The sequence below is a fragment of the Paractinoplanes maris genome, assembly GCF_023544465.1.
GTDB classification, from domain to species: Bacteria; Actinomycetota; Actinomycetes; order Mycobacteriales; family Micromonosporaceae; genus Actinoplanes; species Actinoplanes maris.
This window is the reverse complement of record NZ_JALPVL010000004.1, coordinates 495,777-522,494: the sequence shown is the minus strand read 5'-3', so window position 1 is coordinate 522,494 and position 26,718 is coordinate 495,777. Positions and strand designations below refer to the sequence as shown.

Annotated in this window: 24 protein-coding genes; 17 read left to right on the top strand and 7 right to left on the bottom strand. The window is 72.5% G+C overall.

The window, feature by feature from the left end; genetic code table 11:
* Positions 1-178 precede the first annotated feature (178 nt).
* The 11 genes from NAG42_RS14510 (at position 179) to NAG42_RS14460 (ending at position 13,406) form a co-directional block, all read left to right on the top strand.
* Positions 179-2,986: a PQQ-dependent sugar dehydrogenase gene (locus NAG42_RS14510; protein ID WP_250030759.1), complete on the top strand. Its 2,808-nt coding sequence runs from the start codon at positions 179-181 to the stop codon at positions 2,984-2,986.
* A gap of 67 nt (positions 2,987-3,053) precedes the next feature.
* A complete protein-coding gene (locus NAG42_RS14505) occupies positions 3,054-4,757 on the top strand; it encodes a ThuA domain-containing protein (protein ID WP_250030758.1) in 1,704 nt (567 codons plus the stop codon).
* Between the two features lie 60 nt (positions 4,758-4,817).
* Positions 4,818-5,960, top strand: coding sequence for an inositol-3-phosphate synthase (locus NAG42_RS14500; RefSeq protein ID WP_250030757.1), 1,143 nt, complete (start codon positions 4,818-4,820; stop codon positions 5,958-5,960).
* A complete protein-coding gene (locus tag NAG42_RS14495; protein WP_250030756.1) occupies positions 5,947-6,795 on the top strand; it encodes an SCO3242 family prenyltransferase in 849 nt (282 codons plus the stop codon). Before NAG42_RS14500 ends, NAG42_RS14495 begins: the two co-directional genes overlap by 14 nt.
* Positions 6,792-7,616, top strand: a complete 825-nt coding sequence (locus NAG42_RS14490; RefSeq protein WP_250030755.1) for a sugar phosphate isomerase/epimerase family protein — start codon at positions 6,792-6,794, stop codon at positions 7,614-7,616. The genes NAG42_RS14495 and NAG42_RS14490 overlap by 4 nt, the downstream gene beginning before the upstream one ends.
* Positions 7,613-8,161 carry an EboA domain-containing protein gene (locus tag NAG42_RS14485; protein ID WP_438872405.1) on the top strand — a complete coding sequence of 183 codons (549 nt, stop codon included), beginning with the start codon at positions 7,613-7,615 and terminating at the stop codon, positions 8,159-8,161. Before NAG42_RS14490 ends, NAG42_RS14485 begins: the two co-directional genes overlap by 4 nt.
* Positions 8,161-9,012, top strand: a complete 852-nt coding sequence (locus NAG42_RS14480) for a TatD family hydrolase (protein WP_250030754.1) — start codon at positions 8,161-8,163, stop codon at positions 9,010-9,012. Before NAG42_RS14485 ends, NAG42_RS14480 begins: the two co-directional genes overlap by 1 nt.
* Positions 9,012-10,115 (top strand): metabolite traffic protein EboE, encoded by a 1,104-nt coding sequence (gene eboE, locus NAG42_RS14475; protein WP_250030753.1) that lies wholly within the window; start codon positions 9,012-9,014, stop codon positions 10,113-10,115. The genes NAG42_RS14480 and eboE overlap by 1 nt, the downstream gene beginning before the upstream one ends.
* Positions 10,112-11,470 (top strand): alkaline phosphatase family protein, encoded by a 1,359-nt coding sequence (locus NAG42_RS14470; RefSeq protein WP_250030752.1) that lies wholly within the window; start codon positions 10,112-10,114, stop codon positions 11,468-11,470. Before eboE ends, NAG42_RS14470 begins: the two co-directional genes overlap by 4 nt.
* On the top strand, positions 11,467-12,537 hold the full coding sequence (locus tag NAG42_RS14465) for a polyprenyl synthetase family protein (RefSeq protein ID WP_250030751.1): 1,071 nt from the start codon (positions 11,467-11,469) through the stop codon (positions 12,535-12,537). The genes NAG42_RS14470 and NAG42_RS14465 overlap by 4 nt, the downstream gene beginning before the upstream one ends.
* Positions 12,538-12,563: 26 nt before the next feature.
* The gene (locus tag NAG42_RS14460; RefSeq protein ID WP_250030750.1) at positions 12,564-13,406 is read left to right on the top strand and encodes an alpha/beta fold hydrolase; all 843 of its coding nucleotides are present in this window, start codon (positions 12,564-12,566) and stop codon (positions 13,404-13,406) included.
* On the opposite strand, the gene NAG42_RS14455 is transcribed toward NAG42_RS14460, so the two are convergent.
* Both NAG42_RS14455 and NAG42_RS14450 read right to left on the bottom strand, forming a co-directional pair.
* Complete coding sequence (locus NAG42_RS14455; RefSeq protein WP_250030749.1) at positions 13,387-14,940, bottom strand: copper resistance CopC family protein; 1,554 nt, start codon at positions 14,938-14,940, stop codon at positions 13,387-13,389. The two genes, NAG42_RS14460 and NAG42_RS14455, sit on opposite strands and share 20 nt — an antisense overlap.
* Positions 14,941-14,989: 49 nt before the next feature.
* A complete protein-coding gene (locus NAG42_RS14450) occupies positions 14,990-15,826 on the bottom strand; it encodes a helix-turn-helix domain-containing protein (protein WP_250030748.1) in 837 nt (278 codons plus the stop codon).
* A 100-nt stretch (positions 15,827-15,926) separates the two neighbouring features.
* Here NAG42_RS14450 and NAG42_RS14445 point away from each other — a divergent pair, with 100 nt between their 5' ends.
* Positions 15,927-16,631, top strand: coding sequence for an SDR family oxidoreductase (locus NAG42_RS14445; protein ID WP_250030747.1), 705 nt, complete (start codon positions 15,927-15,929; stop codon positions 16,629-16,631).
* Here the strand turns inward: NAG42_RS14445 and NAG42_RS14440 are convergent.
* Entirely contained in the window at positions 16,628-18,856 is a 2,229-nt protein-coding gene (locus tag NAG42_RS14440; RefSeq protein WP_250030746.1) for a putative bifunctional diguanylate cyclase/phosphodiesterase, read from the bottom strand. The two genes, NAG42_RS14445 and NAG42_RS14440, sit on opposite strands and share 4 nt — an antisense overlap.
* Positions 18,857-19,097: 241 nt before the next feature.
* Here NAG42_RS14440 and NAG42_RS44885 point away from each other — a divergent pair, with 241 nt between their 5' ends.
* The 3 genes from NAG42_RS44885 to NAG42_RS14425 are packed head-to-tail and all read left to right on the top strand — an operon-like array spanning position 19,098 to position 21,242.
* Positions 19,098-20,159: a sensor histidine kinase gene (locus NAG42_RS44885; RefSeq protein ID WP_250030745.1), complete on the top strand. Its 1,062-nt coding sequence runs from the start codon at positions 19,098-19,100 to the stop codon at positions 20,157-20,159.
* Complete coding sequence (locus NAG42_RS14430) at positions 20,156-20,806, top strand: response regulator (protein ID WP_250030744.1); 651 nt, start codon at positions 20,156-20,158, stop codon at positions 20,804-20,806. The genes NAG42_RS44885 and NAG42_RS14430 overlap by 4 nt, the downstream gene beginning before the upstream one ends.
* A gap of 58 nt (positions 20,807-20,864) precedes the next feature.
* Complete coding sequence (locus NAG42_RS14425) at positions 20,865-21,242, top strand: hypothetical protein (protein WP_250030743.1); 378 nt, start codon at positions 20,865-20,867, stop codon at positions 21,240-21,242.
* A gap of 7 nt (positions 21,243-21,249) precedes the next feature.
* On the opposite strand, the gene NAG42_RS14420 is transcribed toward NAG42_RS14425, so the two are convergent.
* Both NAG42_RS14420 and NAG42_RS14415 read right to left on the bottom strand, forming a co-directional pair.
* Positions 21,250-22,176 (bottom strand): DUF1648 domain-containing protein, encoded by a 927-nt coding sequence (locus tag NAG42_RS14420; protein ID WP_250030742.1) that lies wholly within the window; start codon positions 22,174-22,176, stop codon positions 21,250-21,252.
* Entirely contained in the window at positions 22,173-22,526 is a 354-nt protein-coding gene (locus NAG42_RS14415; RefSeq protein ID WP_250030741.1) for a GntR family transcriptional regulator, read from the bottom strand. Before NAG42_RS14415 ends, NAG42_RS14420 begins: the two co-directional genes overlap by 4 nt.
* Positions 22,527-22,615: 89 nt before the next feature.
* Here NAG42_RS14415 and NAG42_RS14410 point away from each other — a divergent pair, with 89 nt between their 5' ends.
* Entirely contained in the window at positions 22,616-24,109 is a 1,494-nt protein-coding gene (locus NAG42_RS14410) for a PP2C family protein-serine/threonine phosphatase (RefSeq protein ID WP_250030740.1), read from the top strand.
* Here the strand turns inward: NAG42_RS14410 and NAG42_RS14405 are convergent, their stop codons facing one another.
* Complete coding sequence (locus NAG42_RS14405) at positions 24,110-24,835, bottom strand: SigB/SigF/SigG family RNA polymerase sigma factor (protein WP_250030899.1); 726 nt, start codon at positions 24,833-24,835, stop codon at positions 24,110-24,112.
* 278 nt (positions 24,836-25,113) lie between these two features.
* Here NAG42_RS14405 and NAG42_RS14400 point away from each other — a divergent pair, with 278 nt between their 5' ends.
* Entirely contained in the window at positions 25,114-26,280 is a 1,167-nt protein-coding gene (locus NAG42_RS14400; RefSeq protein ID WP_250030739.1) for a SpoIIE family protein phosphatase, read from the top strand.
* Here the strand turns inward: NAG42_RS14400 and NAG42_RS14395 are convergent.
* Positions 26,243-26,710 carry a GNAT family N-acetyltransferase gene (locus NAG42_RS14395; RefSeq protein ID WP_250030738.1) on the bottom strand — a complete coding sequence of 156 codons (468 nt, stop codon included), beginning with the start codon at positions 26,708-26,710 and terminating at the stop codon, positions 26,243-26,245. The two genes, NAG42_RS14400 and NAG42_RS14395, sit on opposite strands and share 38 nt — an antisense overlap.
* Positions 26,711-26,718: the final 8 nt, after the last annotated feature.

Here is a 26,718-nt window from a genome sequence, read left to right as displayed (position 1 = left end):
AACGTGAGCCCCACTACAGGATTGTTTCGTGCACGTGTCGGTTCCCCCACCGCCGTGCTGAAGCACGCCTGAGCCACAGCAATCCCCGGCTGCGGCGCGGCGGCACGCGCCTTGCCTGGCATCCGAGTCAGGAAGGGATCACGTGAACGATCAGACCCGAATCCATCGAAGAGTAGCGATGAGCACCGCTGTTCTTCTCGCCTCGACCGTCCTCTCGGTCGCCGCCGGTCCGGCCACGCCGGCCGCCGCGGTGATCAACCCGGCCGATTTTCAGCAGGTCACGCTGGCCAAGGGAGTGGCCGAGACCGGCGAGCCGATGAGCCTGGCCGTGCTGCCCGACCGATCGGTGCTGCACACCGCGCGTAACGGCACGTTGCGGCGCACCGACGCGGCCGGCAACACCACAGTGGTCGCCAACATCCCCGTCTACACGCACGACGAGGAGGGCCTGCAGGGCGTGGCGGTCGATCCCGGCTTCGCCACCAACCGGCAGATCTTCCTGTTCTACGCGCCGCCGCTGAGCACCCCGGCGGGCGACGCCCCGGCCACCGGTACGGCGGCGACCTGGGCCACCTGGGCCGGCGTCAACCGGCTGTCGCGCTTCACCCTCAACGCCGACTTCTCGGTCAACCTGGGCAGCCAGGTGAATGTGCTGGACGTGCCGACCGACCGCGGGCAGTGCTGCCACGTGGGCGGCGACATGGACTTCGACGCGGCCGGCAACCTCTACATCTCGACCGGCGACGACTCGAACCCGTTCGACTCGGCCGGCTACTCCCCGATCGACGAGCGCACCGACCGCAACCCCGTCTACGACGCCCAGCGCAGCGCGGGCAACACCAACGACCTGCGCGGCAAGCTCCTGCGGATCAAGGTGAACGCCAACGGGACGTACTCGATCCCGTCGGGCAACCTGTTCGCGCCGGGCACGGCCGGCACCAAGCCCGAGATCTACGCCATGGGCTTCCGCAACCCGTTCCGGATCAGTGTGGACAAGGCGACCGGCGTCGTCTGGGTCGGCGACTACGGACCGGACGCGGGCACCACCTCGGCCACCCGCGGGCCGTCCGGCCAGGTCGAGTTCAACCGGGTCACCGCGCCCGGCAACTTCGGCTGGCCCTACTGCACCGGCACGAACACCAGCACCGAGACCTACAACGAGTGGAACTTCGCGACCAGCGCGACCGGCCCCAAGTACAACTGCGCCGGGGGGCCGACCAACAACTCGTTCCGCAACACCGGCCTGACCACCCTGCCGCCGGCCCAGCCGGCCTGGATCCGCTACGCGGGCGACGCCGGCACCCCGCCGGAGTTCGGCGGCGGCTCCGAGTCGCCGATGGGCGGCCCGGTCTACCGCTACAGCGCGAGCAACCCGTCCACCACGAAGTTCCCCCAGGTCTTCGACGGCAACTTCTTCGCCGGCGAGCTCGGCCGGGGCTGGATCAAGCCGATCGTGGTCAACGCCAACGGCACGCCGGGCGCGATCGACACGTTCCCGTGGAACGGCAAGCAGGTCATGGACATGGCGTTCGGTCCGGACGGCGCGCTCTACGTCCTCGACTACGGCACCGGCTACTTCAACGGCGACGCCAACTCGGCGCTGTACCGCTACGACTACGTGGCCGGCGGCAACCGGGCGCCGACGGCTCAGGCGGCCGCGACCCCCACGTCCGGCTCGGCCCCGCTGGCCGTGACGTTCTCCTCGGCCGGCAGCAGCGATCCCGAGGGCGGAGCGCTGACCTACTCGTGGGCGTTCGGCGACGGCACCACGTCGACGGCGGCCAACCCGACCAAGACGTACAGCGCCAACGGCTCGTACACGGCGACCTTGACCGTCCGTGACCCGCAGGGCGCGACCGGCTCGTCGAGCGTGACCGTCACGGTCGGCAACACCGCGCCCAAGGTCACCATCAACGCCCCGGCCGCGGGCCAGCTCACGTCCTTCGGCGACAGCATCCCGTGGAGCGTGACCGTCACCGACCCCGAGGACGGCACGATCGACTGCGCCAAGGTGACCATGGCCTATGTGCTGGGCCACGACCAGCACGGTCACCAGATCACGTCGCAGACCGGCTGCTCGGGCACGATCACCATCCCGACCGATGGCGAGCACGACGACGCGGCGAACATCTTCCCGATCTTCGACGCCACCTACACCGACAAGGGTGGGCTGGTCGGCAACGCCCAGAGCATCCTGGCTCCGCGCAAGCGGCAGGCCGAGCACTACAAGACATCGTCCGGCGTGGCCAAGATGGCCAAGACGACGGCCGAGGGCGGGCAGACGGTCGGCGACATCAACAACGGCGACTGGATCCAGTTCGACCCCTACAAGCTGAACAACGCGACGTCGTTCACCGCCCGGGTCTCCTCGGCCGGCACCGGCGGCACGCTGCAGCTGCGGACCGGATCGGCCACCGGCACGGTCATCGGCTCGGCCACCGTGGCCCCGACCGGGTCGTGGGACACGTTCGTCACCGTCACCGGGGCGATCAGCGGGGCGCCGGCCGGCACCACGTCGCTCTTCCTGACCTTCGCCGGGACGGGCACCGGGGCGCTGTACGACGTGGACAGCTTCGCGTTCACCACCGGCGCGACGCAGAGCCTGCTCTCGCTGAACAAGCCGGCCACCGCCTCGAGTTCCGAGAGCGCCACCTACCCGGCGTCCGCGGCGGTCGACGCCTCGGCGACCACCCGCTGGTCGAGCGCCTTCGCGGATCCGCAGTGGATCCAGGTCGACCTGGGCGCGACCCGCACGGTCAACCGGGTCCGCCTGCAGTGGGAGGCGGCCTACGGCTCGGCCTACCAGATCCAGACGTCCACCAACGGCACGACCTGGACCACCGCCCGGTCGGTCACCGGCGGCAACGGTGCCGAGGACGACAACACCGGGCTGAGTGCTCAGGCCCGGTACGTGCGGATCAACGGCACCACCCGGGCCACGGCCTGGGGCTACTCGCTCTTCAACTTCGAGGTGTACGGCAGCTGACCTTCCCCCTGGAGTGGGCGCCCGTTCCCCCAAGCGGGCGCCCACCACCCCCGTCACAGGAGGCTTCATGCGCAAGGTACTGGCCGCCGCGGCGACACTCGTCGCCCTGGCCGCCTGCACGTTCTCGGCGTCCCCCGCTTCGGCGGCCGACGCCCCGTACGACGTCCTGGTCTTCTCCAAGACGGCCGGCTTCCGGCACGACGCGATCCCGGTCGGCATCCAGACCATCCGCGACCTCGGCGCGGCCAACAACTTCACGGTCACCGCGACCGAGGATGCGAACGCGTTCACCACGGCCAACCTGGCCCAGTACGAGACCGTGGTCTTCCTCAACACCACCGGCGACGTGCTCAACGCCCCCCAGCAGACGGCTTTCGAGTCGTACGTGCGTGGGGGCGGCGGATACGCCGGGGTGCACGCGGCGGCCGACACCGAGTACGACTGGCCCTTCTACGGCCAGCTGGTCGGCGCGTACTTCGACTCGCACCCGGCGATCCAGCAGGTCACCGCACGGGTCCAGAACCGGGCCCACCCGAGCAGCGCCCACCTGCCCCAGTCGTGGACCCGCACCGACGAGCTCTACAACTACCGGACCAACCCCCGCAGCGGCGCGGCCGTGCTGGCCACGCTGGACGAGTCGACGTACTCGGGCGGCAACATGGGCGCCGACCACCCGATCTCGTGGTGCAAGACGGTCGACAGCGGCCGGTCCTGGTACACCGGCTTCGGTCACACCCAGGCCTCGTACGCCGAGGCGAACTTCCGCAGCCACCTGCTGGGCGGCATCCGTTACGCGGCCAACCGGGCCAAGGCCGACTGCCGGCCCGAGACCGGATACACCGCGCTCTACAACGGCAGCACCACCGGCTGGACGCAGGCCGGGCCGGGCAGCTTCACGAACACCGACGCCACACTCAGCTCGACCGGCGGCATGGGCCTCTACTGGTATTCGGCCAAGCAGTTCACGTCGTACTCGCTGAAGGCCGACTGGCGGCTGACCGGGGACAGCAACTCGGGCATCTTCGTCGGCTTCCCCAACCCCAACAACGACCCGTGGGTGGCCGTCAACCAGGGCTACGAGGTCCAGATCGACGCCACCGACGCGGTCGACCGCACCACCGGCGCGATCTACACGTTCAAGTCGGCCGACGTGGCCGCCCGCGACGCCGCGCTCAACCCGGCCGGCGAGTGGAACTCCTACGAGCTGCTCGTCGAGGGTCAGCGGATCCGGGTCTACCTGAACGGCAAGCTGGTCAACGACTTCACCAACACCGACCCGGCCCGCAACCTGGACGGCTACATCGGCATCCAGAACCACGGGGCCGGCGACCAGGCCGCGTTCCGCAACATCCGGGTCAAGGAGCTGACCGGTCAGCCGCCGGTCACCAACCTGGCCCTCGGCAAGGCGGCCACCGCGTCCAGTGTGGAGAACGCTTCCTACCCGGCCGCCAACGCGGTCGACGCCTCGGCGACCACCCGCTGGTCGAGCGCCTTCGGCGACCCGCAGTGGGTGCAGGTCGACCTGGGCGCCACCTACAACGTCAACCGGGTGCGGCTGCTCTGGGAGGCCGCCTACGGGTCGGCGTACCAGATCCAGACGTCCACCAACGGCACCACCTGGACCACCGCGCGGTCGGTCACCGGGGGCAATGGCGGCGAGGATGACCTGACCGGGTTGAACTCGCAGGCCCGCTACGTGCGCGTCCTCGGCACCACCCGGGCCACGCAGTGGGGCTATTCGCTCTTCACCTTCGAGGTCTACGGCAACTGAGAGTCGGCGGGCCGGGGCCCACACGGTCCCGGCCCGCACCACAGCAACAAGGAGGACCTGATGACGACGACCGGCGTATGGCTGATCGGAGCACGCGGATCGGTGGCGGTGACGAGCATGGTGGGCGCCCTGGCGTTGCGCGCCGGGCTCGCCGAACCACTCGGCTGCGTCACCGAACTGCCCGAACTGGCCGGCCCGGCGCTGCCCGGCCTGGCCGATCTGGAATTCGGTGGCCACGACATCAGCGACCTCACCCTGGACAAGAAGGTCGAGAGCCTGGTCGCCGCGGGGGTGCTGCCGGGCCGGCCGGCCGCGGCCGTCGCCGATCGGCTGGCCGAGCTGCAGCGTGAGCTCCGGCCGGTGCCCACCGCCGGCAACCAGCTCGAGGCGGCCCGGCTGATCGCCCAGGACATCGACGACTTCCGCCGCCGGCGCGGTCTCGAACGCGTCGTGGTCATCAACGTCTCCTCCACCGAACCGGTCGTCACCCCCCATCCCGCGCACGAGAGCCTGGCCGCCCTGCGGGAGGCCATGGCGCACACCCCCGTCCTGCCGCCGAGCTCGCTCTACGCCTACGCCGCCTTCTCGGCCAACTGCTCCTTCGTGGACTTCACCCCGTCGACCGGCTCGCGCCTGCCCGCGCTGCGGGAGCTGGCCGCGCTCCACGGCCTGCCCTACGCCGGGCACGACGGCAAGACCGGCGAGACGCTCGTCAAATCGGTCCTGGCGCCCATGTTCGCGATGCGGCACCTCCGGGTCCGCACCTGGTCGGGCACGAACCTGCTGGGTGGCGGTGACGGCGCCAACCTGGCCGACCCGGCGGCGAACGCCGCCAAGGCCGGCAGCAAGCAGCGGGTGCTGGCCGAGACGCTCGGTTACCAGCCCGAGGGCAGCAGCCACATCGAGTACGTCGACGACATCGGCGACTTCAAGACCGCGTGGGACCTCATCACGTTCAGCGGCTTCCTGGGCACCCGGATGCGGATGGAGTTCTCCTGGCACGGCTGCGACTCGGCCCTGGCCGCGCCGCTCGTGCTCGACCTGGCCCGGCTGACCGCGGCCGCGCACGCCGCCGGGCGCGGCGGACCGCTGCTCGAGCTGGCCTTCTTCTTCAAGGATCCGATCGGCGAGGTGCCGCACGCGCTGCCCGACCAGTGGGCCGCGCTGGTCGCCTTCGTGCGGGGTCTCCATGCGCCTGCGTGACCTGGCCGAGCTGGTGCGGGCGCCGGCCGCGTTGTCGGTGCCCGGTGACACGGTGGCCGGCGCGGCCGCGGGCGGTGGGCTCCGGCGGTCGACGCCGGGGCTGGTGGCGGCGTCGGTGTGCCTCTACTGGGGTGGGATGGCGGCCAACGACTGGGCCGATCGTGAGCTCGACGCCCGGGAGAGGCCGGAGCGGCCCATTCCGTCCGGACGGGTCCGGGCCGGGCAGGCTCTGCTGACCGCGGCCGGGTTGACGGCGGCCGGGGTGGGGCTGGCCGCGGTGAGCGGGGGACGGCGCGCGCTGGCGGTGGCGGTGCCACTGGCCGCCGCGGTCTGGGCCTATGACACGTGGGCCAAGAACACCCCGGCCGGGCCGGCGATGATGGCGGCGTGCCGGGGCCTCGACGTGCTGCTCGGCGCGACCGGGGGTGAGGTCGGACGAGCGGTGCCCGCGGCGCTGACCGTGGCGGCCCACACCTATACGGTCACCGCGCTGTCGCGGCACGAGGTGTCGGGGGCGACTGCCGCTCTTCCGTTGACCACGCTGGCCGGCACGGTCGGTCTGGCCGCGACCGCGGCGACGGGACGACGCGCCGGATCCGCCGCCACCGGGGCGCTGGCCGCCTGGTACCTGGCCGGATACGGCCGGGCCCAGCTGCGGGCGGCGGCCGACCCGTCCGCCCTGCGGATCCGGGCCGCCGTCGGCGCCGGCATCACCGAGCTGCCCGCCCTTCAGGGGGCCCTGACCGCCCGGGCCGGCTCCCCCGCGTACGGCATCGGCATCGCGGCGATCGCCCCGCTCGCCCGGCTCCTGGCCCGGAAGGTGTCGCCGACATGAGATTCGGTTACGGGACGAACGGCTTCACCAACCACCGGCTGACCGAGGTGTTCGCCGTCCTGGCCGACCTGGGCTACGACGGCGTCGCGCTCACCCTCGACACCATGCACCTGGACCCGTTCGGCGCCGACCTGGCCCGTCGCACCGCCGAGGTGGCCACCGAGCTGCAGCGGCGCGGTCTGGCCGTGGTCATCGAGACCGGTGCCCGCTATCTGCTCGACCCCCGGCGCAAGCACCGGCCCACGCTGATGGACGACGACCCGGCACCGCGCCTGGAATATCTGCGCCGGGCCGTGCGGGTCGGCGCCGACCTGGGGGCCGAGGCGGTCTCGTTCTGGGCCGGGATCGGGCCGTCACAGTCGTGGGGGCGGCTGGTCGACGGCACCCGGCAGATCGTCGAGTTCGCCGCGGCGCACGAGGTCACGCTGGGCTTCGAGCCGGAACCGGGCATGCTGGTCAACGACATCGCGGACTGGCGGCGACTCCATCACGACGTGGGCGAGCCGGCCAACTTCGGCATCACCCTCGACATCGGACACTGCCGGTGCCTGGAACCGCTGCCGGTCGCCGACTGCGTGACCGCGGTGGCCGGCCATCTCGTCAACGTGCAGATCGACGACATGCGGCGGGGCGTGCACGAGCACCTCGAGTTCGGCACCGGCGAGATCGACTTCCCGCCGGTGCTGGCCGCGCTGGACGCCTGCTACGACGGTCTCGTCTCGGTCGAGCTGCCCCGGCACCCGCACGCGGCGCCGGCCATCGCCGCGCAATCGCTGGACTTCCTGCGCAACGCGGCCAAAGAGGCAGGAGACCGATCGTGACCACTCTGGACGAGCTACGAACCTTCCTGCCGGCCGAGGACTTCCAGCCGGCCGACGTCCCGGCGCTGTTCCCCGCGGCGGGGCGGCGTTACGGGCGCGAGCCGCTCACCGAGGGCTGGACGGCCGACGAGGCGGCGCGGGCGCTGATGCTGGCCGCGGTGCCGCCGTCGGAGATCCAGGACATCTACCGCTACGGGGACACGGCCGAGAAGCTGGCCGTGCTCAAGGCGTTGCCGCTGCTGCCGATCGGCGACGAGGGGGTGCCGCTGCTCGAGGACGCGTTGCGCACCAACGACACCCGGCTGGTGGCGGCGGCCCTGGGCCCGTACGCGGACCGGCTCGGCCGGCAGGCGTGGCGCCAGGCCGTGCTCAAGTGCGTCTTCATGGGTGTGCCCCTGCATCTGGTGCACCGGTTGTCCGAGCGCGCCGACCCCGAGCTGGGCGCGATGCTCCGCGCCTTCGCCCTCGAACGCCAGGCCGCCGGCCGGGACATGCCGCCCGACGCGCTCGCCCTGCTCGACTCGCTTTCTCCCCAGGAGGCCTGATGCGCATCTTCGACCCGCACATCCACATGACGTCGCGCACCACCGACGACTACCGGCAGATGGCCGAGGCCGGGGTGCGAGCTGTCGTCGAGCCGGCGTTCTGGCTCGGGCAGCCCCGCACCAACCCCGGCTCGTTCACCGACTACTTCGACTCGCTGATCGGCTGGGAGCCGTTCCGGGCCGCGCAGTTCGGCATCCGGCACCACGCCACGATCGCGCTGAACCCCAAGGAGGCCAACGATCCGCGCTGCCGGCCGGTGCTCGATCTGCTGCCCCGCTATCTGGCCAAGGACGGCGTGGTGGCGGTCGGCGAGATCGGGTACGACTCGATGACGCCGGCCGAGGACGAGGTCTTCGCGGCCCAGCTGGCCCTGGCCCTCGACCACGAGCTGCCGGCGATGGTGCACACCCCGCACCGCGACAAGGCCCGCGGCACCCAGCGCAGTCTCGACGTGGTCAAGGAGTCGGGCATCGACCCGGGCCGGGTGCTGCTCGACCACCTCAACGAGGTCACCATCGGTATGGCCCGGGACGCCGGCGTGTGGACCGGCTTCTCGATCTATCCCGACACCAAGATGTCGCCCGGCCGCATGGTGGCGATCCTGCGCGAATACGGCCCCGAGCGGGTGCTGGTCAACTCGGCGGCCGACTGGGGCAAGTCGGATCCGTTGCTGACCCTGCGGACCGCCGAGGCCATGCTGGCCGGCGGCTTCGACAAGGACGACGTCGACCGGGTGCTGTGGCGCAACCCGGTGGAGTTCTACAGCCAGTCGGGCCGGTTGGACCTCTCGGACGCCCCGGACCCGGACGTCACGTTCGCCGGCAACTCGATCCTGCGCGGAGGCAGCTGATGCACCTGAGCTACTGCACCAACGTGCACCCGGCCGAGGACCTGGCCGGCATCATCGACCAGCTCGACACGTACGCCGAGCCGATCCGGCGGCGGCTCGGCTCCGAGGTGCTGGGGCTCGGGCTGTGGCTGGCGGCGCCGGTGGCAGCCGCCCTGGCCCAGGATCCGGCGCTGCGGAGGCGATTGCGGCACGAGCTCGACACCCGCGGGCTCGAGGTGGTCACCCTCAACGGCTTCCCCTACGAGGCATTCCAGGCGCCAGTGGTGAAACACGCGGTCTACTACCCCGACTGGACGTCGCGGGACCGGCTGGACTACACGCTCGACCTGGCCACGGTGCTCAGCGATCTGATGCCGGCCACCGCGACGTACGGGTCGATCTCGACACTGCCGCTGGCCTGGCGCACACCGTGGGACTCCGCGCACGAGTCGGCCGCCCGCGGGCATCTGGACGAGCTCGCCCGGGGCCTGGAGCGGATCGCCGGCGAGACCGGGCGCACCATCCGGGTCGGCTTCGAGCCCGAGCCCGGCTGCGTCATCGAGAACACGACACAAGCGGCCTGGCTGCTGACCGATGTGGACACCCGCTGGCTGGGCGTCTGCCTCGACCTGGCCCACCTGGCCTGCGCGTGGGAGCAGCCGGCGGAGGCGCTCGACCGGCTGGCCCGGGCCGGGGTGCCGGTGGTCAAGGTGCAGGTGTCGGCGGCGCTCCAGGCGGATGACCCGCTCACCGCGTCCGACGTCCTTCAGGCGTACGTGGAACCGCGTTTCCTGCATCAGACGCGCTCCTCGCTGGGCGGGGCGACCGACGACCTGGACGCCGCACTGGCCGAGTCGCTGCCCGGGCCGTGGCGCATCCATTACCACGTCCCGCTGCACGCCTTGCCCGAACCACCGCTGACGTCGACCGTTCCGGTGCTGCGGCAGGCGGTGCACGAGCTGCTGACCCGCACCGACTGCGAGCACTACGACGTCGAGACGTACACCTGGGGGGTCCTGCCCGAGACGCAGCGCCCGGCCGACGCGGCCGGGCTGGTGGACGGCATCGCGGCCGAGCTCGCCTTCGCCCGCGACCTGCTGGCGGCGGAGGTGATCGCGCGATGACCCGGCTCCTGGTCCTCGACGTCGTGGGGCTCACCCCGCGGCTCCTCGAGCACATGCCCCGCCTGCGGACCCTGGCCGACCGCGGCTTCCAGGCGCCGCTGGGGACTGTGCTGCCCGCCGTGACGTGTTCCGCGCAGTCGACCTTCCTGACCGGCGAGCTGCCGTCCGGGCACGGGATCGTCGGCAACGGCTGGTATTTCCGCGAGCTCGGCGAGGTCTTCCTCTGGCGGCAGCACAACGCGCTGGTCGGCGGCGAGAAGATCTGGGACGCCGCCCGCAAGGCCAACCCCGGCTACACCGTGGCCAACGTCTGCTGGTGGTATGCGATGGGGGCGCGGGTCGACTGGACCATCACGCCGCGGCCCATCTATCGGGCCGACGGCCGCAAGGATCCCGACTGCTACACCTACCCGCCGGAGCTGCACGACGAGCTGCCGCCGTTCCCGCTGTTCACCTATTGGGGCCCGGCGGCCGGGATGCCGTCGTCGCAGTGGATCGTCAACGCGGCGCTGCACCTGCAGTCGTCGCGCAAGCCGGACCTGACGCTGGTCTACATCCCGCACCTGGACTACGACCTCCAGCGGTTCGGGCCGTCGTCGCCTCAGGCGGCCGCGGCGGCCGCGGCGCTCGACGAGGTGCTGGCGCCGTTGCTCTCCCTTCCCGACACGACCGTCGTCGCGCTCTCCGAGTACGGGATCACCGACGTCAGCAAGCCGGTGGACGTCAACCGGATGCTGCGGGCCGAGGGTCTGCTCGAGGTCTACACCCAGGACGGCATGGAGTATCTCGACCCGTGGGTGTCCCGCGCCTTCGCCGTGGCCGACCACCAGGTGGCGCACGTGTACGTCCGCGACCCGGGCGACGTGGCCGCGGTGGCCAAGGTGTGCGCGGCGCTGCCGGGCGTGGCCGAGGTGCTCGACGAGACCGGCAAGACCGAGTACGGCCTCAACCACGACCGAGCCGGGGAGCTCGTGCTGGTGGCCGATCCGGACGCCTGGTTCACCTACTACTACTGGCTCGACGACGCGCGCGCACCCGACTTCGCGCGGTCGGTCGAGATCCATCGCAAACCCGGGTACGACCCGGCCGAGCTGCTCTTCGACCCGGCCGGCCCGGGCGCGGCCAAACGCCGGGCGGTCACGGCCGTGGCCCGCAAGAAGCTGGGGCTGCGCTACGTGATGAATCCGGTCGGGCTGGACGCGGGGGCCCGGGCCATCCGCGGCTCGCACGGCCGGTTGCCGGACGACCCGGCGGACGGTCCGGTGCTGCTGTGCTCCGAGCCTTCCGCCGCCCGCGAACGGGTCGAGGCCACCGAGGTCAAGGGCCTGCTCCTCGGCCTGGCGGGACTGTCATGACCCTCGAGGCGACCCGGCCCCCGGCCGCGGCCGAGCTGCGGCAGCGCTTCGACACCGCGCTCGCGTCGTTCATCGACCGGCAGGATCCGGCCTGGCCCGACGGCGCCCCGCGAGGCGCGCTCGACAGCCTGCGCCGGTTCGTGCTGGCCGGCGGCAAGCGGCTGCGGCCGACCTTCTGCTACTGGGGCTGGCGGGGCGGCGGGGGCGAGGACTGCGACGAAGTCATCAACGCGGCGGCGGCGCTGGAGTTGTTCCACGCGTTCGCGCTCATCCACGACGACATCATCGACGGCAGCGACCGGCGCCGGGGTCAGCCGTCGATGCACCGGTTCTTCGCCACGGTGCACCACCGGCACTCGTGGCGCGGTGACTCGCTGGCCTTCGGGCGCAACACGGCCCTGCTCTGCGGCGACCTGTGCGCGGCCTGGGCCGAGCAGATGTTCCACGAGTGCGGCCTGCCGCCGAGGCAGATCCACCAGGGGTACGCGGCGTTCGCCCTGATGCGCACCGAGGTGATCGCCGGGCAGTATCTCGACCTGGTGTCCGGGGTGGGCGACGGCTCGGTGGCGAGCGCGCTGACCGTGATCCGGATGAAGGCGGCCCGTTACACGGTGACCCGGCCGCTGCAGATCGGGGCCTGGCTGGCCGGCGCGCCGCGGGCGTTGTACACGGCCTTCACCGACTTCGGCGACCCGCTGGGCGACGCCTTTCAGCTGCGCGACGACGTGCTGGGCGTCTTCGGCGACCCGACGGTGACCGGCAAGTCCACCCTGGACGACCTGCGCGAGGGCAAACCGACGGTGATGATGGCGCTGGCCCGCGGCGCCGCCTCGCGCGTCCAGGCGGCGCGGCTGGCCGACCTGTTCGGCAACCCCGACCTGGACGCCGCCGGGGCCGAGGAGTTGCGCGCCATCATCGTCGAGACCGGAGCCCTGGATCAGATCGAGCAGATGATCCGGGTACGGGCTGAGGCCGGCCTGACCGCGCTGGAGTCGGCACCGCTGCCCGCCTACGTCCGATCCGCCCTCATCGACCTGGCCACCGCCGCCGTGGACCGGACCCATTGACCCTGTCCGGACCGGATCAATCCCGGATGAGTGAGCCCGCCGCCCGGCGGACGGTGGCCGGCCTGACCTGTGCCGAGTGGCATCCGGGCGCGGTGCCGGTCGTGCTCGCCCTGCACGGGCTGACCAGCACGTCGGAGAACTGGTCGCTGCTCGCCGCCGCGCTGCCCGGCATCCGGGTGGTGGCACCGGACCTTCCGGGGCGCGGCGGCTCGCTCGCGGTGCGGGCCGGCGCGGGGCTGGCGGGGCATGCCGAGGCGGTGGTGGCCCTGGCCGGCGAGCTGGGACTGACCGACCTGACCGTGGTGGGGCACTCGATGGGGGCGTTCCTGGCGCCCCTGGTCGCGGCCCGGCTCGGTGACCGGGTGCGCCGGGTGGTGCTGGCCGACGGGGGTGTGCCACCCGACCCGTCGCCCCTGCTGCGGCGGCCGGTGGTGCGGGCGATCTTCACGGCTCAGGGGCTGCTGCTGCGGCGGCGGTGGCCCAGCCCGGAGGCCTTCGTCGAGGCGGTCGAGGGCAAAGCGGTGCGCGGGCGGCCCGATCTGCGGCCGGCGGTGCGGGAGTGGGCCGGCTATCTGCTCGACGGGAACGGGCGGGCCCGGCTCGACCGGCGGCGCCTGGTCGCCGACGCGGTGGACACCCTGGCCGGTCCGGCCACGCTGGCGGCCGTACGGGAAATGACCGTGCCCGTGCACCTGCTGGCCGCAAGCCACGGCGCGCACGACGGGGCCGCGGCCTTCCTCAGCGACGGCGCGCTGGCCCGGGCGGCGGCTCTGGTGCCCCGGCTGACCAGCGAGCGCGTCGCGGCCAACCACGTCTCACTGCCGGCCGATCCGCGGCTGGCCGCCGCCGTCAGGTCAGATCCAATGTGAACTCGGCCCGGTCGACCTGCCCGCCGACCTGGAACTCGAGGAACGCGCGGTACCGGCCGGCGCCCGGCATCGAGACGTTGAACCGGATCGCGCCGTCGACCAGCTCGGGATCGGGGTGCACGTGGACGTAGCCGAGGTCGCCCTCCCGCAGAACGACCAGGTGACCGTAGGAGCCCAGGTAGCGCTCGAGCGTCGCCGGGCCGGGCGCACCGGACCGCGCGACCCGGAAGCTGAGCGGGACGGTGGCGCCGGTTTTCGGGGTGCCCTCCATGGTGACGTCGAACGGGCCGGCCTCGGCCCGGGCGGCGGGCGACGGCAGGGCGGCCCCGGGTGCCGCGCCGGGCACAAGATGGTCGGCTCCGAGGACGAGCGGAGTCGGGGCGCCGTCGGCGGTGGCCACGGTGAAGTCGGCGAAGACGCGGTAGGCGCCCGCGCGGGGCAGGGTCAGCGGCACCGACCACAGGCCGTCGGGCGACATCGTGGGGTGCAGGTGCTGGAAGCCGCCGAGGTCGCGGCCGGCGACGACCAGGTGCAGCGGCTTGTCGTGCACGACGGCGAAGCGGGTGGCCGGTTGACGGTCGGCGCCGACGATGCGGAAGGCGTAGTCGACGGTGCGGCCGACGGGCTGGGAGCGCCGCACGGGCTGCAGGGTGTAGCCGCCCGAGCTGACGGTCGTGCCGAGCGCCTCGACCGTGGTGGCGCCGCCGTTGTGCTGATGACCGGCCGCGGCCGGGGCGACGGGCGGGGCCGCGGGCGGTGGTGCCGAGGCCGGCTGCACGGCGGTGGCCCGGCCGAGCGCGTAGCCGCCGATGAGGGCCACGACGACCGCGCCCACCGCGATCGGCACCACGGGGACCGGCCCGCGTGGCGAGCCGGCGGTGCGGGGCGTACGACGGCGCCAGGCCACCAGACCGGCCACCACGACCAGCGAGGCGGCCACCCCGCCCAGCCACCCGACCCAGTTGGTGCCGCCGTCCTCAGGCGCGGCCGAGGCGGGCGCAGGGGCCGGACTGACGGCCGGTGCGGCACCGGTGAGCGCCGCGTCGGCCTGATTGGCCGGCGGCACCCAGCCCGCGGGCGCCGCCGTGGCAGGTCCGGTGTATTTGAAGGTCACCGTCCCGTGCACGGAGTCCCCGTCCGAGGCCTTCGACAGATAGTCGACCTTGTACTCCCCCGTCGCCGGCAGGTGGGCGATGCGCACCCGGGCCGGGAAACCGGTCGTGTACTGCCGCGGCTCGAACTTGCCACCCTCCATGAAGTACTCGGTGACCGGCTTGTCCAGCGGCCGCGGACTGGCGTGCTCCCACCCGTTGTCGACCCGGCCGCCGCCCGGTGCGGTGACGGTGAAGTACGCGTTGTCCGGCACCTTCTCGGTGAAGAACAGCTCCACGCTCATGACCGGCGCGCTCACGGTCGCCCCGCTGACCGGGTTCGACATGGCGAGCGTGCCGTGCGCGGACGCCGGTGACGGCACAGCGAACACGACAGCGACGGCAGCGACGGACGCGAGGACAACTCGGTGGAAGAGGCCCATCGCCCCATCCTCGGAGAACGGAAGCTTTAGTCAAGACATCGAGATCTTTTTATTCGCCAGACCGAAGTTCTGCTCCCCGCCCGTCAAGTGTCCGACCCGGTGGAATCAGGGCCAGCTTGTCCCCGTCGGCTGTGCCCGGCTCGGCCGAGTAAATCAGGAGCCGCTGGCCACTCGCGTCACCTACGTCAAGGGTCTCGTAGTCCAGGCGGATCCGGCCCACAGCCGGGTGGTCGAAAACCTTTCGCCCGGTACGGCAGTAGGTGACGTCCGCCCGCGCCCACAGCTCCCTGAACTCGTGGCTGTGCACCGAGAGGTCGCCGACGAGCCGCTGCAGCGCGGGATCGCCGGGAAAGATCCCGGCCGCCGAGCGCAGCGCCGCCACGCAATCGGCCCGCATGGCCGCCACCTCGAAGTGCCGGGCAGCGGCGGCCGGACTGAGGAAGGCGTCGCGCACCAGGTTGCGCCCCTCGGCCAGTCCGGGGTTGAGCAGGCCCGCGAGCTCGTTGGCGCGCAGCACAGTCATCGTGTGGTCCAGCAGCACCGTCGGCCACGATGACGTGTCGACGATCCGCGCCACCGAGGAGCGCACCATGGTTTCCGGCGACGAGACCGGTACCGACGAGACGGCCAGCCGGTGCAGGTGGGTGGTGGCGTCGTCGTCCAGTTGCAGCACGCGGGCCAGCGCCGCGATCACCTCGGGCGACGGGTTGCGGTCGCGGCCCTGTTCGAGACGCACGTAATAGTCGACGCTGATGCCCGCGAGCAGGGCCAGCTCCTCGCGGCGCAGACCGCGCACGTGCCGACGCCCGCCCGCGATGAGCCCGGCCGCGACCGGACCGATCAGTCCGCGCCGCGCCCGCAGGAACTCCCCGAGATCTCCGGCCATCCCCCCACGGTAGGCGGCGCCGGGGGCAGAAACTGGCCCTGTGACCCCCAGGATTCACCGGGCCTGGGGAAATCGGCCGCCCGGACCCAGCCTGGGAGGCATGGAACTGAAGAACCGACGCGCCCTGGTCACGGGCGCCTCCTCCGGAATCGGCGCCGCCACTGTGCGGGCCCTGCGGGACGCCGGGGCCCAGGTGGCCGCCGCGGCCCGCCGCACCGGCCCGCTCCGCGGCGACCTGAACCTGTCGCTGGACGTCACCGACGAATCCTCGATCCGGGCCGCCGTCGACGCGGCCGCCGGGGAGTTCGGCGGGCTCGACCTGATCGTCAATGCGGCCGGCATCATGCCGCTCGGCCCGGTGCTCGGCGCCGACACCGGCTCCTGGCGGCGCGCCCTCGACACCAACTTGCTCGGGCTCATGCTCGTCACGCACGCGGCGTTGCCGCACCTGGAGGGCGACCGCAAGGACGTCGTCACCATCTCGTCGATCGGCGGGCGCGAGACCCACCCGGGCGCGGCCGTCTACAACGCGACCAAGTTCGGCGTGTACGCCTTCTCGGACGCGCTGCGCAAGGAGCTGACCACCGCTGGGATCCGGGTGAGCGTCGTCGAGCCCGGGTATACCGACACCGAGCTGTTCGCGAGCATCGGCGACGCCGGGCGGCAGGCCACGCTCGAGGGCGTGATGGCCGGGCAGCGCAACCTCGACGGTGCGGACGTCGCCGCCGCGATCCTGCATATCGTGAGCCGGCCACCGCACGTCTTGATCAACTCGCTGCAGATCAGGCCGTCGATCCAAATCTAGGCGGCGATCCGGCGCCCGGCCGCGGCCGGCTGGAAGCCGGCGACGGCGGCCGGGGGCATCGGGCGGCCGTAGTAGAAGCCCTGCGCGTAGCGGTAGCCCAGACGCTGCAGCTCGGCCGCCTGCTCGGCCGTCTCGACGCCCTCGGCCACCGCGCGCAGCCCCAGCCCTTCGCAGATCCCGATCAGCGCGGCCACCACGACCGCCTGCGGGCCGCCGTCGGTGACGTCGTCGACGAACGACTTGTCGACCTTGAGGATGTCGGCCGGGCAGGTGCGCAGCAGGCCCAGCGACGAGTGGCCGGTGCCGAAGTCGTCCAGGGCGATCTTCACGCCCAGGGCGGCGATCGCCCGCAGCTCGCTCAGCGCCGTGCCGCCGTCGAACACCGCGGTCTCGGTGACCTCGACCGTGAGCACGTCCGGCGGCAGACCGGTGCGGCACAGGACGGCGGCCACCTCGTCGGCGAAGCCGGCCTCGCGCAGCTGGCGGGCCGACACGTTGACGGTGACGGTACGCGGTGCGGCGGCGCCCAGTTCTTCCCGCCAGCGCACGGCCTGCCGGCAGGCCTCCTCGAGGATCCAGGCCCCCAGCGGCACGATCAGGCCGGTCCGCTCGGCGGCCGGGATGAACACGGCGGGGCCGATCGGGCCGCGCTCGGGGTGCCGCCAGCGGATCAGGGCCTCGACGCCGAACAGCTCACCGTCCGGCATCGTGACGATCGGCTGATACACGAGGTGCAGCTGGTCGGTGTCGAGAGCGGTGCGCAGGTCGGCGGCGAGCCGGGACTGCTCGGCGGTGCGCTGGTCCATCGCGGTGGCGTAGGTGACCAGCCGCCCCTTGCCCTGGCCCTTGGCCTCGTACATCGCCACGTCGGCGCGGCGCAGCAACTCGTCGGCGGTGTCGCCGTCGCGGGCCGGGGCCAGGCCGATGCTCGCCTCGACGACGAGCTCGTGACCGCCCGCGCGCACCGGGCGGCGCAGCCGGGAGGCGATCGCGGCCAGGGCACCGGCCGCGTCGCCGCACAGCAGAAGCGCGTACTCGTCGCCGCCCAGCCGGGCCGCGACGCTGCCCGGGCCGAGCTGGGCCGTGATCGTCGCCGCGACCGCCGAGAGCAGCTCGTCGCCCACGGCGTGGCCCAGGTCGTCGTTGATGGCCTTGAAGTCGTCCAGGTCGATCAGCGCGACCGTGACGCCGGCCGGGTCGTCGGCCAGCGCGGCGGTGATCTCCCGGGTGAGCACGGTCCGGTTGGCCAGCCCGGTGAGCGCGTCGTGCCCGGCCTGGTGCACCAGTTCGCGCTGCCGGGCGTCCAGGTCGCCGAGCAGGCGGGCGTTGTCGCGCAGGGCGACCAGCTGCCGGGTGGCCACCAGCAGCGTGACGGTGACCGAGCCGATCGCGATGGCTACGAGGTCGGCGCTGTCCTCGACCGCGGTCCAGAGGAGCAGCGCACCGGTGGCCAGCACCGCGGCGTACGGCATGAGGCTCAGCCGCTGCATGGGCGGGCGCGGCAGGGGGTGACCGACCTGGGTGGCCCGGAGCTGGCGGTCGGCGGCCAGGCTGAGACACAGGCAGCAGGCCGGCAGCAGCACGTGCGCGGTGTTCAGGTAGGGCCGGTCGGCCAGCAACGGCGCGAACGCCCCACCGCCGGCCCCGACCGCGCCGGTCAGCGCCAGCAGGTGCAGGGCGCGCCGGTCGATCGGGCCGGTGCCGGTGAAGGCCACCTTGACGAAGGCGAAAACGCAGATCAGGCCGGCCGACAGCACGATGATCACCGTGGTCGAGTCGGCGAAGCCACCACCGAGCCAGCTCTCCCAGCGCGGGAAGGCCAGGTGCCAGGTGAAGGTGAGCACGGTGACGATCACGGTGGCGATGTCGAGGCCGAACCGGGCCCACTCGATGCCCGAGCGCCGCGCACCGGGAATGCGCAACAGCCCCATGAAGAACACGGCCAGGCCGCTCACGTAGATCGCCGCCGTGAAGCCGCTGACGTGCTGCCCCTGCTGGACGCCGGTGAGGTAGTCATGGGCGTTGGACACTCCGCCCACCCCGATCAGCACGATGCCGATCGAGGCGTACCGCCAGTAGCTCCGCCCCTGATGCGAGGCCCGCCACGAGACGGCCGCCGCGGTCCCCACCGCGATCACGACCGGGATCCAGCCCAGCAGCGACGGTGTCTGCCGCACCAGACCGACGCAGAACCACAACCCGGCGATGATGAGGGCACCCACCACCACGCCGAGGCTTCGCGTCAGACGGAACGACGGAACCGTCCCCGCCCGTGCGCCAGGTGTCCTCTCCACATCGATCCCATCGGCTCATCACCGCCGCGGATGAGAAAGATCGCGGCGCGGCCCGGGCCACAGGGTAAACCGGCCCCCGTCACCCGCGCGACGGACGAACGGATGATCGGTGCGCCGGCCGCCCGCGCGCCGGACTTTGACCCACAGGTGGGGTTGCCGGGACAGTGGGGGCGTGAAACCGGCGATGGCCGCGCTGACTGTCGCGGCGTTCCTGACGCTGCTGGTCGACGTGGCCGGCGGCCACCGTGACGGGCTCGCCCTGCTGCCCGGTCTTCTGTTCACGGTGGCCGCCACGCTCGGTTTCGCCCGGGTCGAGGGCCGGGGTCGACGGCGTTTCCCGTACGCGTACATCGCCGTCCTGTTCCTGCTGGGGTTCGCGGTCTTCGTGATCTCGGCCGCCTCGGTCGGCGCGACGCTCATGCTGGTGGTGCTGGTCATCCAGACCACGCTGTTGCTGCCCCTCACGGCGGTGGTGGTCGTCGTGGTGCTGCTGCCGTTCCTCCACACCGGCATGGCGCCGGCCGAGGGCATCCGCGAGGGGCTCAGCCTGCTGGCGGTGGGGGCGTTCGCGGCGGTCGTCACCAAGCTGCTGATGCGCGAGCGCGACGCCCGCACCGCTCTGGCGCGAGCCCAGCTCCGGGTGGAGGCGCTCGCCGTCCTCGAGGAGCGCAACCGGGTCGCGCGTGACATCCACGACGGCCTCGGGCACGCGCTGACCGTGGTGCAGATGCAGATCAAGGCGGCCCGGGCCGTCCTGGCGGCCCGGCCCGACCGCGCCGACGAGATGCTGAGCAAGGCTCAGCATCAGGCCGAGGAAGCCCTGCAGGAGGTACGGCGGTCGGTCGGCGCTCTGCGCGAGCCGCGGCCCCCGGTGCCGTTGCCCGAAGCGCTGCGGGCCCTCACCGAGACGGCCGGGGTGCCGACCGGGCTGGAGGTCCGCGGCGAGCGCCGGCCGCTGCCCGCCGAGGCCGAGGAGTCGTTGTTCCGCGCCGCGCAGGAGGGCCTGACCAACGTGCGCAAGCACGCGCACGCGACGAAGGCCGAACTCGTCCTCGACTACTCCCGGCCCGGCGTACGCCTGGAGGTGCGCGATGACGGCGCCGGCCTGACCGGTTCCGCGGACGGCGGGTTCGGTCTGCTCGGGCTGCGCGAGCGGGCGACCCAGCTGGGCGGCCGGCTGACACTCGACTCGGCTCCCGGCGGCGCGACGCTGCGGATGGAGTTGCCGGGATGAGCCCCGTCCGGGTGCTGATCGTCGACGACCAGGCCCTGTTCCGCGAGGCCTTGGGGGTGCTGCTGTCCGCGTACGCCGATCTGGAGGTCGCCGGCGAGGCGGGCAACGGCGACGAGGCGGTGCGCCGGGCCGCCGAGCTGGCCCCCGACGTCGTGCTCATGGACCTGCGCATGCCCGTGCTCGACGGCGTGGCCGCCACCCGGCGGCTGCGCGACGAGCACCCGGCCGTCCGGGTCATCGCGCTGACCACCTTCGACGACGACGCCGACGTGTTCGCCGCGCTGCGGGCGGGCGCGGTCGGCTACCTGCTCAAGGACGTGTCGTCGGAGCGGCTGGTCGAAGCCGTGCGGGCCGCCGCCCGCGGCGAGTCGGTGCTGCAGCCCTCGGTGGCGGCCAAGGTGGTGGCCCGCATCGCCCAGCTGCCCGACCTCCCCGTCCGCGAGCCGGAGGTGCCCCTGTCCGAGCGCGAGCGGGCGGTGCTGCGGCTGGTGGCCCGGGGCCGCAGCAACCGGGAGATCGCCGGCGCGCTCTTCCTGGCCGAGGGCACGGTCAAGAACCACGTCACCACGATCCTCGGCAAGCTGGGCGTCCGCGACCGCACCCAGGCCGCGCTGCGGGCCCGCGAGCTGGGCCTGCTGCGCGAGTGACCCCGGGCATGACCTCCGGCACCTGCGCCCGTGACCCGGCCGCCGCGACGATCAGCACATGACGACCACGACAGCCCACACCCGTTCCCGACTGCGCTTCGCCGGCCACTATCTCGAGATGGTGGTGGCCATGTTCGCCGGCATGTTCGCCCTCGCTCCCCTGTGGTCGATGGCGTTACCCGGCCTGCACGCCCATCCCGACGCGCACGCCATGGTGATGGCCACGAACATGTCGATCGGCATGGCCCTGTGGATGCGGATCCGCCGACACCCGTGGCTCCACATCGGTGAGATGTGCGGGTGGATGTCCGCGCCCTTCGTCGTGCTGCTCATCCCGTACTGGATGGACCTGATCGACGGCGGCGCCCTGATGACCGTCGGCCACCTGCTGATGTTTCCGGCCATGCTGGTCCCGATGTTGCGCCACCGCCACTGAGCCCGGCTCAGCCTCGGGCGCGGGCCCGCAGGGCGGTGAGCAGGGCGGCCGGGGTGCCGGGGTCGTCCAGGGTGACGGCGAAGCGGCGACCGTCGGTCAGGTGGAGCACCAGGCCGGGCCCGCGGCGCAGCACCAGGGCGGCCCGGCCGGGGGTCACCCGATATCCCCAGCCGCCCCACTCCAAGGGCTCGATCTCGGCCACCTCGGCGCCGGCGATGCCGGACAGCGGGATCGTCCGGAACTTCAGGCCGACCAGTCCGGCGGTCAGTCGCAGACCGCGCCGGTCGGCGGTGACCCGCACCTGGCCGAACAGCACGCTCGCCAGCACGGGCACGACCAGCAGGGCCCACAGCGCGCTCTGACCGGTGGCCGCGACGACCGCGATCACCACGGCGGCCGCCGCGGTGGCGGTGATGATCAGTGGGGAGCGCAGCGTGGTGTGGTAGGCGGCCCGCTCGGTCGGCCCCAGGTCGAGCGGGGTGACCGCCGGTGGCGGTGGCGGCGTGGTCACCGGCGACGAGCCCGCCACCAGGACGACGATGGCACCCCAGGCGAGGCCGGCCACGAAAAACACGAGGCGCCAGCCGAGCCGCGGGTCGGCCGGATTGTCGAGCGTCGCGGTCGCGGTGGCTGCCCAGAGCCCGGTCGCGCTGCCGGCCATCGCCGCGGCCAGACCCAGCAGATAACGCAGGCCCACGGTGCCGCCGGCCCGCACTGCGGCCAGGATGCCGGCCACCCCGGCGACGACGCCGACGATCAGCATCGCCGTCCCGAAAGCGCCGGTCGAGCTGAAGCCGTCGGCCGGGCCGGTGCCGCTCCAGTGCGTCGCCATCCGCGCGGGCAGCCGGTCGGACCAGGCGGCCCACGACGCCGCGGTGGCCACCACGGGCAGCCAGATGAGGGCGATCGCCACCACTGTCCTCGGTCGGTTCATGGCTGTGCCTCCTTCACTATCGCGAGCATCTCGGCATCGGCCAGGCCCTGCCGGCGGGCCTCCCCGACGAACTGCCGGGCCAGCTCGACGAGCCGCAACCGGGCCGCGTCGGCATCGCCCCGGATCACCGCGCCGCGGCCGCGCCGCAGCTCGATCAGCTCCTCGTCGCGCAACTTGGCATAGGCCCGCAGCACGGTGTGCAGGTTGACGTCGAGCACGTCGGCGAGCTCGCGGGCCGAGGGCAGACGGTCGCCGGGATCGAGCTCCCCGCGCAGGATGCCGCCGCGCACCTGTGCGGCGATCTGATCGGCCAGCGGCTCGGCCGCCGCCACGTCCACCCGGAACAACATGTTTGCATTCTACTATAACAAGTGGATGATCGGCGGGTGGGTGGCGAGGACCGTCGGGTGCGTCCGCTGCCACCGATTAGGGTCGGGGGGTGATCAGCCCTTTCGACGCCGCCGGGCCGCTGCGCGACGCCTACCTCGACGTCGACTGGGCAGCCGGTCCGCTGGGCCCGGTGGCCGGCTGGAGCCCGACCCTGCTCGGGGCGGTCGACGTCCTGCTCAACACCCGCACCGCGGCCACCCTTCTGTGGGGCCCGGAGTTCTCGCTCCTCTACAACTCCGCCTACGTGCCGATGATCGGCAACAAGCATCCGGCCGCGCTCGGCCGGCCGGCCCGCGAGGTGTTCGACGAGATCTGGGACGAGATCGGGCCGATGCTCGAGGCGGTGCGGTCCGGCCGGGGCGCCACCTGGGTCGAGGACATGAAGCTGCTGATGAACCGGCACGGCTACCTCGAGGAAACGTATTTCACGTTCTCGTACTCGGCGGTCAGCGAGCCCGGCGGCACGATCGAGGGCGTCCTCGACATCGCCACGGAGACCACCGGTCTGGTGGTGGGCCGGCGCCGGCTCGACCTGCTGCGCCGGCTCACCGACCAGGTCGCCGACGTCGGCACGGTGGAGGAGTTCGTCGAGCGGGCGCTGCCCGTGCTGCACGGCGACGCGGCCGACCTGCCCGGCGCCGAGCTCCGCCGCGCCTCCGCCCGCGACACCGGCGGCCGGGTGCGCGTCGCGCTTCCCGAGGGCCTGGAGCTGGTCACCGGGCTCAGCCCGCACCGGCCCGACGACGAGGACTACCGCGGCTTCCTGCGCCTGGTCGCGGCGGCGCTGACGCTGGGCCTCAACCGGGTCGCCGGGCGCCGGGCCGCCGCCACCGAGCGTCAGCTGGCCGAGGCGTTGCAGCGCAGCCTGCTCAGCCACCCCGCGCAGCCCGACCACGTGCAGGTGGCGGTGCGCTATCACCCGGCCGCCGAGGGGGCGTGGGTCGGCGGCGACTGGTATGACGCCTTCCAGCTGCCCGACGGCCGCCTGGCCGTGGCGGTCGGCGACGTCACCGGCCACGACCGGGACGCCGCGGCCGCGATGAGCCAGATCCGCAACCTGCTGCGCGGCATCTCGTACGCGCTACCAGTGCCGCCCGAGCAGGTGCTGTCCGCGCTCAACGACGCGATGACCGGCCTGGTCGTCGACGAGCTGGCCACCGTGGTGCTGGCCCACATCGACCTCGAGACCCACGACATGCGCTGGTCGAACGCCGGGCATCCGCCGCCCGCGCTGCTCCACCCCGACGGCACCGCCGAGCTGCTGCAGGCGAGCGCCGAACCCCTGCTGGGCACCCGCATCGTCACCACCCGCACCAGTCACGAGCTCCACCTGGCCGTCGGCGCGACAGTCGTCTTCTACACCGACGGCCTGCTCGAGCGCCGCGACCGGCCGCTCGACGAGGGTTTCGCGACCCTGTTGCGAGCGTTGGCCGGCCAGTCGCACCTGAGCGCCGAGGAACTCTGCGAGCACCTCTCGGACACGCTGATCACCGATTCCGAGGACGACGTCGTGCTGGCCGTCGTCCGCCGGCGACCGGGATGATCAGCGGCGGCCGTCGTCGTCGATCATTCCCCGCAGCTTGGTGAGGGCCCGGGCCAGCAGGCGGGAGACATGCATCTGCGAGATGCCCAGCTGCTCGGCGATCTCGGCCTGGGTGCGGTTGCCATAGAACCGGAGCGACAGCATGCGCTGCTCGCGATCGTCCAGGGCGGCCAGCGCCGGGCCGAGGGCGATGCGCAGCTCGGCCAGCTCGTAGCCGTGCTCCTCGGCACCGAGGGTGTGCCCCAGCTCCTGCCCGCCCTCGTCCCCGACCGGGGTCGACAGGCTCGTGGTGCTGTAGGCCCGGGCGCCCTCCAGCCCCTCCAGGACCTCTTCCTCGGTGACCCGCAGGTGGGCGGCGATGTCGGCCACGGTCGGCGCCCGGCCGAGCGTGTGGCTGAGCGTCTGGTTGGCCGAGGTGATGGCCATCCGCAGCTCCTGCAGCCGGCGCGGGACCCGGATAGCCCACGCGCGGTCGCGGAAGTGACGCTTGAGCTCACCCAAAATGGTAGGAACGGCGAAGCCGGCGAAGTCGACACCGTGGCCGGCGTCGTAGCGGTCGACTGCCTTGATCAGACCGACCAGCGCGACCTGCACCAGGTCGTCGGTGGGCTCGCCGCGGCCGGTGTATCGGCGCGACAGGTGCTGGGCCAGCGGCACCCAGGCCTCGATGACCTGGCCCCGGAGCGCGTCCCGAGCCGGGCCGGCCGCCATCGCGGCGAAATCCATGATCAGCTCGCCGGCGCGGTCACGGTCCACGTCGACCTTCGAACGGCGCACGGAGACAGCAGAAACTTTCACAGGTTCTCCCTGGAACACAAACATCCCCGCCGCCGGAGCCAACGTATCCCTTCGGCGGAGCAATTGCCAGCCGAAAGTATGAGGTGTCGCAGGTTGGTGCCGTCGGTTTCGTGCCGAGCGCCCGCTTCCGGCACCGTTTCGCGTCGCGATATTCTGCTGAAGCCGGGTCATCATCGCCCGTCCCGACGACGCAAGGTCTCTCCGCATTGCTCGACGACACCCCCGACGACCTGTACGAGCACGCGCCCTGCGGCAATCTGTCCTCGTCGTCCGACGGCACCATCGCCAGGGTCAACGCCACCCTGCTCGGCTGGCTCGGGTTCACCCGGGAGGAGTTGGTCGGCAAGCGGTTCGGCGAGCTGCTCACGATGGGCGCGCGGATCTACTACGAGACCCATTTCGCCCCGTTGCTGGCCATGCAGGGGGAACTCAGCGGCATCGCCCTGGACCTGCGGACCAAGGACGGTGACCGCTTCCCCGTCCTGGTCAGCTCGATAGTCAAGAGCGGCCGCGACGGGCAGCCCGAGTCGATCCGCACGATCATCTTCGACGGCCGGGAGCGCCGCGCCTACGAGCAGGAGCTCCTGCACGCCCGGCAGGCCGCCGAACGGGAGAGCGACCGGCTCCGCCACCTGGTCGCCGACCTGCAACTCAGCCTGCTTCCGTCGGTGCTGCCGACGCCGCCCGGCCTGGCGACCGCGGCGCACTACCGGATGGCCTCGGTCGACGAGGTGGGTGGCGACTTCTACGACCTCTTCCCGCTGCGCGACGGCCGCTGGGGGTTCTTCCTCGGCGACGTCAGCGGCAAGGGCATCGTCGCGGCCAAGGTGACGTCGCTGGCCCGATACACGTTGCGGGCGGCGGCGGTCTACAACCCCGACCCGGCCGCCGTCCTGAGCAACCTCAACCAGGTGCTCCTCCAGGAGTACCGCCAGGACGCCCGCTATTGCACCGTGGTCTTCGGCATCCTCACGCCGGCCCCGGAGGGCTGCCGGGCCGTGCTCGCCAGCGGCGGGCACCCTGAGCCGCTGATCCTGCGCGCCGCCGGGACGGCCGTGCGCCATCCGACCCGAGGCCGCCTGGTCGGCGTGTTCCCCGACTCGGTCTACACCAACACCGAGCTCACCCTGGGCCCCGGCGACACTCTTGTCCTTTACACCGACGGCCTCACCGAGGCCCGGGCGGCGGAGAGCAAGAACAGCGACCACCGCTACGGCGTCGAGGCCGTCACCGCCTACGCCGCGGACCGGGCCCCGTCCTCCGCCGCCGCGATCGTCGAAGCCTTCGTCAGCCTGGTCGACACCTTCGGCGACGGCCTCGACGACGACACCGCCATCATGGCGATCGGGGTGCCGCCCCGAGATCCTTCGTGAGCCGTACGTCCTCCTCGCGAAAGCCGCGGCCGGCGTAGAAAGCCCGGGCGTTCTCGTTGCCGGCGCCGGTTTCGAGCGTGAGACGACGCAGGCCGCGCGCGCGGGCCCACTGCTCGGCCGCCCGCATGAGGAGGCTGCCGAGGCCGAGGCGCTCGTGGGTGGCCCCCACGACCAGCTCGCCGACGTAGGCATCGACCTCACCGGTGAAGTGGCGGCGCTCCCCCACGGTCACCAATCCGGCGACGCGGTCGTCCACGACGGCGACGAAGACCTCGGTGCCCGGGCTCTCGATGGACTCGCGGACCCAGTCGGTCACGGCCCGGCTGACGGCGGCCGCGTCGCGCCAGGGAGCCACGCCGGCGGTCAGGCGGGCGGCCAGGTCCAGAGCGGCGTCCCGGTCGGCGGGCTGATACGGGCGGATGATCGGCATGAGCCGAT

Coding starts and splice junctions, on each gene's coding strand:
- NAG42_RS14510 (WP_250030759.1), top strand. CDS start 179: ATGAGCACCGCTGTTCTTCTCGCCTCGACCGTCCTCTCGGTCGCCGCC.
- NAG42_RS14505 (WP_250030758.1), top strand. CDS start 3,054: ATGCGCAAGGTACTGGCCGCCGCGGCGACACTCGTCGCCCTGGCCGCC.
- NAG42_RS14500 (WP_250030757.1), top strand. CDS start 4,818: ATGACGACGACCGGCGTATGGCTGATCGGAGCACGCGGATCGGTGGCG.
- NAG42_RS14495 (WP_250030756.1), top strand. CDS start 5,947: ATGCGCCTGCGTGACCTGGCCGAGCTGGTGCGGGCGCCGGCCGCGTTG.
- NAG42_RS14490 (WP_250030755.1), top strand. CDS start 6,792: ATGAGATTCGGTTACGGGACGAACGGCTTCACCAACCACCGGCTGACC.
- NAG42_RS14480 (WP_250030754.1), top strand. CDS start 8,161: ATGCGCATCTTCGACCCGCACATCCACATGACGTCGCGCACCACCGAC.
- eboE (WP_250030753.1), top strand. CDS start 9,012: ATGCACCTGAGCTACTGCACCAACGTGCACCCGGCCGAGGACCTGGCC.
- NAG42_RS14470 (WP_250030752.1), top strand. CDS start 10,112: ATGACCCGGCTCCTGGTCCTCGACGTCGTGGGGCTCACCCCGCGGCTC.
- NAG42_RS14465 (WP_250030751.1), top strand. CDS start 11,467: ATGACCCTCGAGGCGACCCGGCCCCCGGCCGCGGCCGAGCTGCGGCAG.
- NAG42_RS14460 (WP_250030750.1), top strand. CDS start 12,564: ATGAGTGAGCCCGCCGCCCGGCGGACGGTGGCCGGCCTGACCTGTGCC.
- NAG42_RS14455 (WP_250030749.1), bottom strand. CDS start 14,940: ATGGGCCTCTTCCACCGAGTTGTCCTCGCGTCCGTCGCTGCCGTCGCT.
- NAG42_RS14450 (WP_250030748.1), bottom strand. CDS start 15,826: ATGGCCGGAGATCTCGGGGAGTTCCTGCGGGCGCGGCGCGGACTGATC.
- NAG42_RS14445 (WP_250030747.1), top strand. CDS start 15,927: ATGGAACTGAAGAACCGACGCGCCCTGGTCACGGGCGCCTCCTCCGGA.
- NAG42_RS14430 (WP_250030744.1), top strand. CDS start 20,156: ATGAGCCCCGTCCGGGTGCTGATCGTCGACGACCAGGCCCTGTTCCGC.
- NAG42_RS14425 (WP_250030743.1), top strand. CDS start 20,865: ATGACGACCACGACAGCCCACACCCGTTCCCGACTGCGCTTCGCCGGC.
- NAG42_RS14420 (WP_250030742.1), bottom strand. CDS start 22,176: ATGAACCGACCGAGGACAGTGGTGGCGATCGCCCTCATCTGGCTGCCC.
- NAG42_RS14415 (WP_250030741.1), bottom strand. CDS start 22,526: ATGTTGTTCCGGGTGGACGTGGCGGCGGCCGAGCCGCTGGCCGATCAG.
- NAG42_RS14405 (WP_250030899.1), bottom strand. CDS start 24,835: ATGGATTTCGCCGCGATGGCGGCCGGCCCGGCTCGGGACGCGCTCCGG.
- NAG42_RS14395 (WP_250030738.1), bottom strand. CDS start 26,710: ATGCCGATCATCCGCCCGTATCAGCCCGCCGACCGGGACGCCGCTCTG.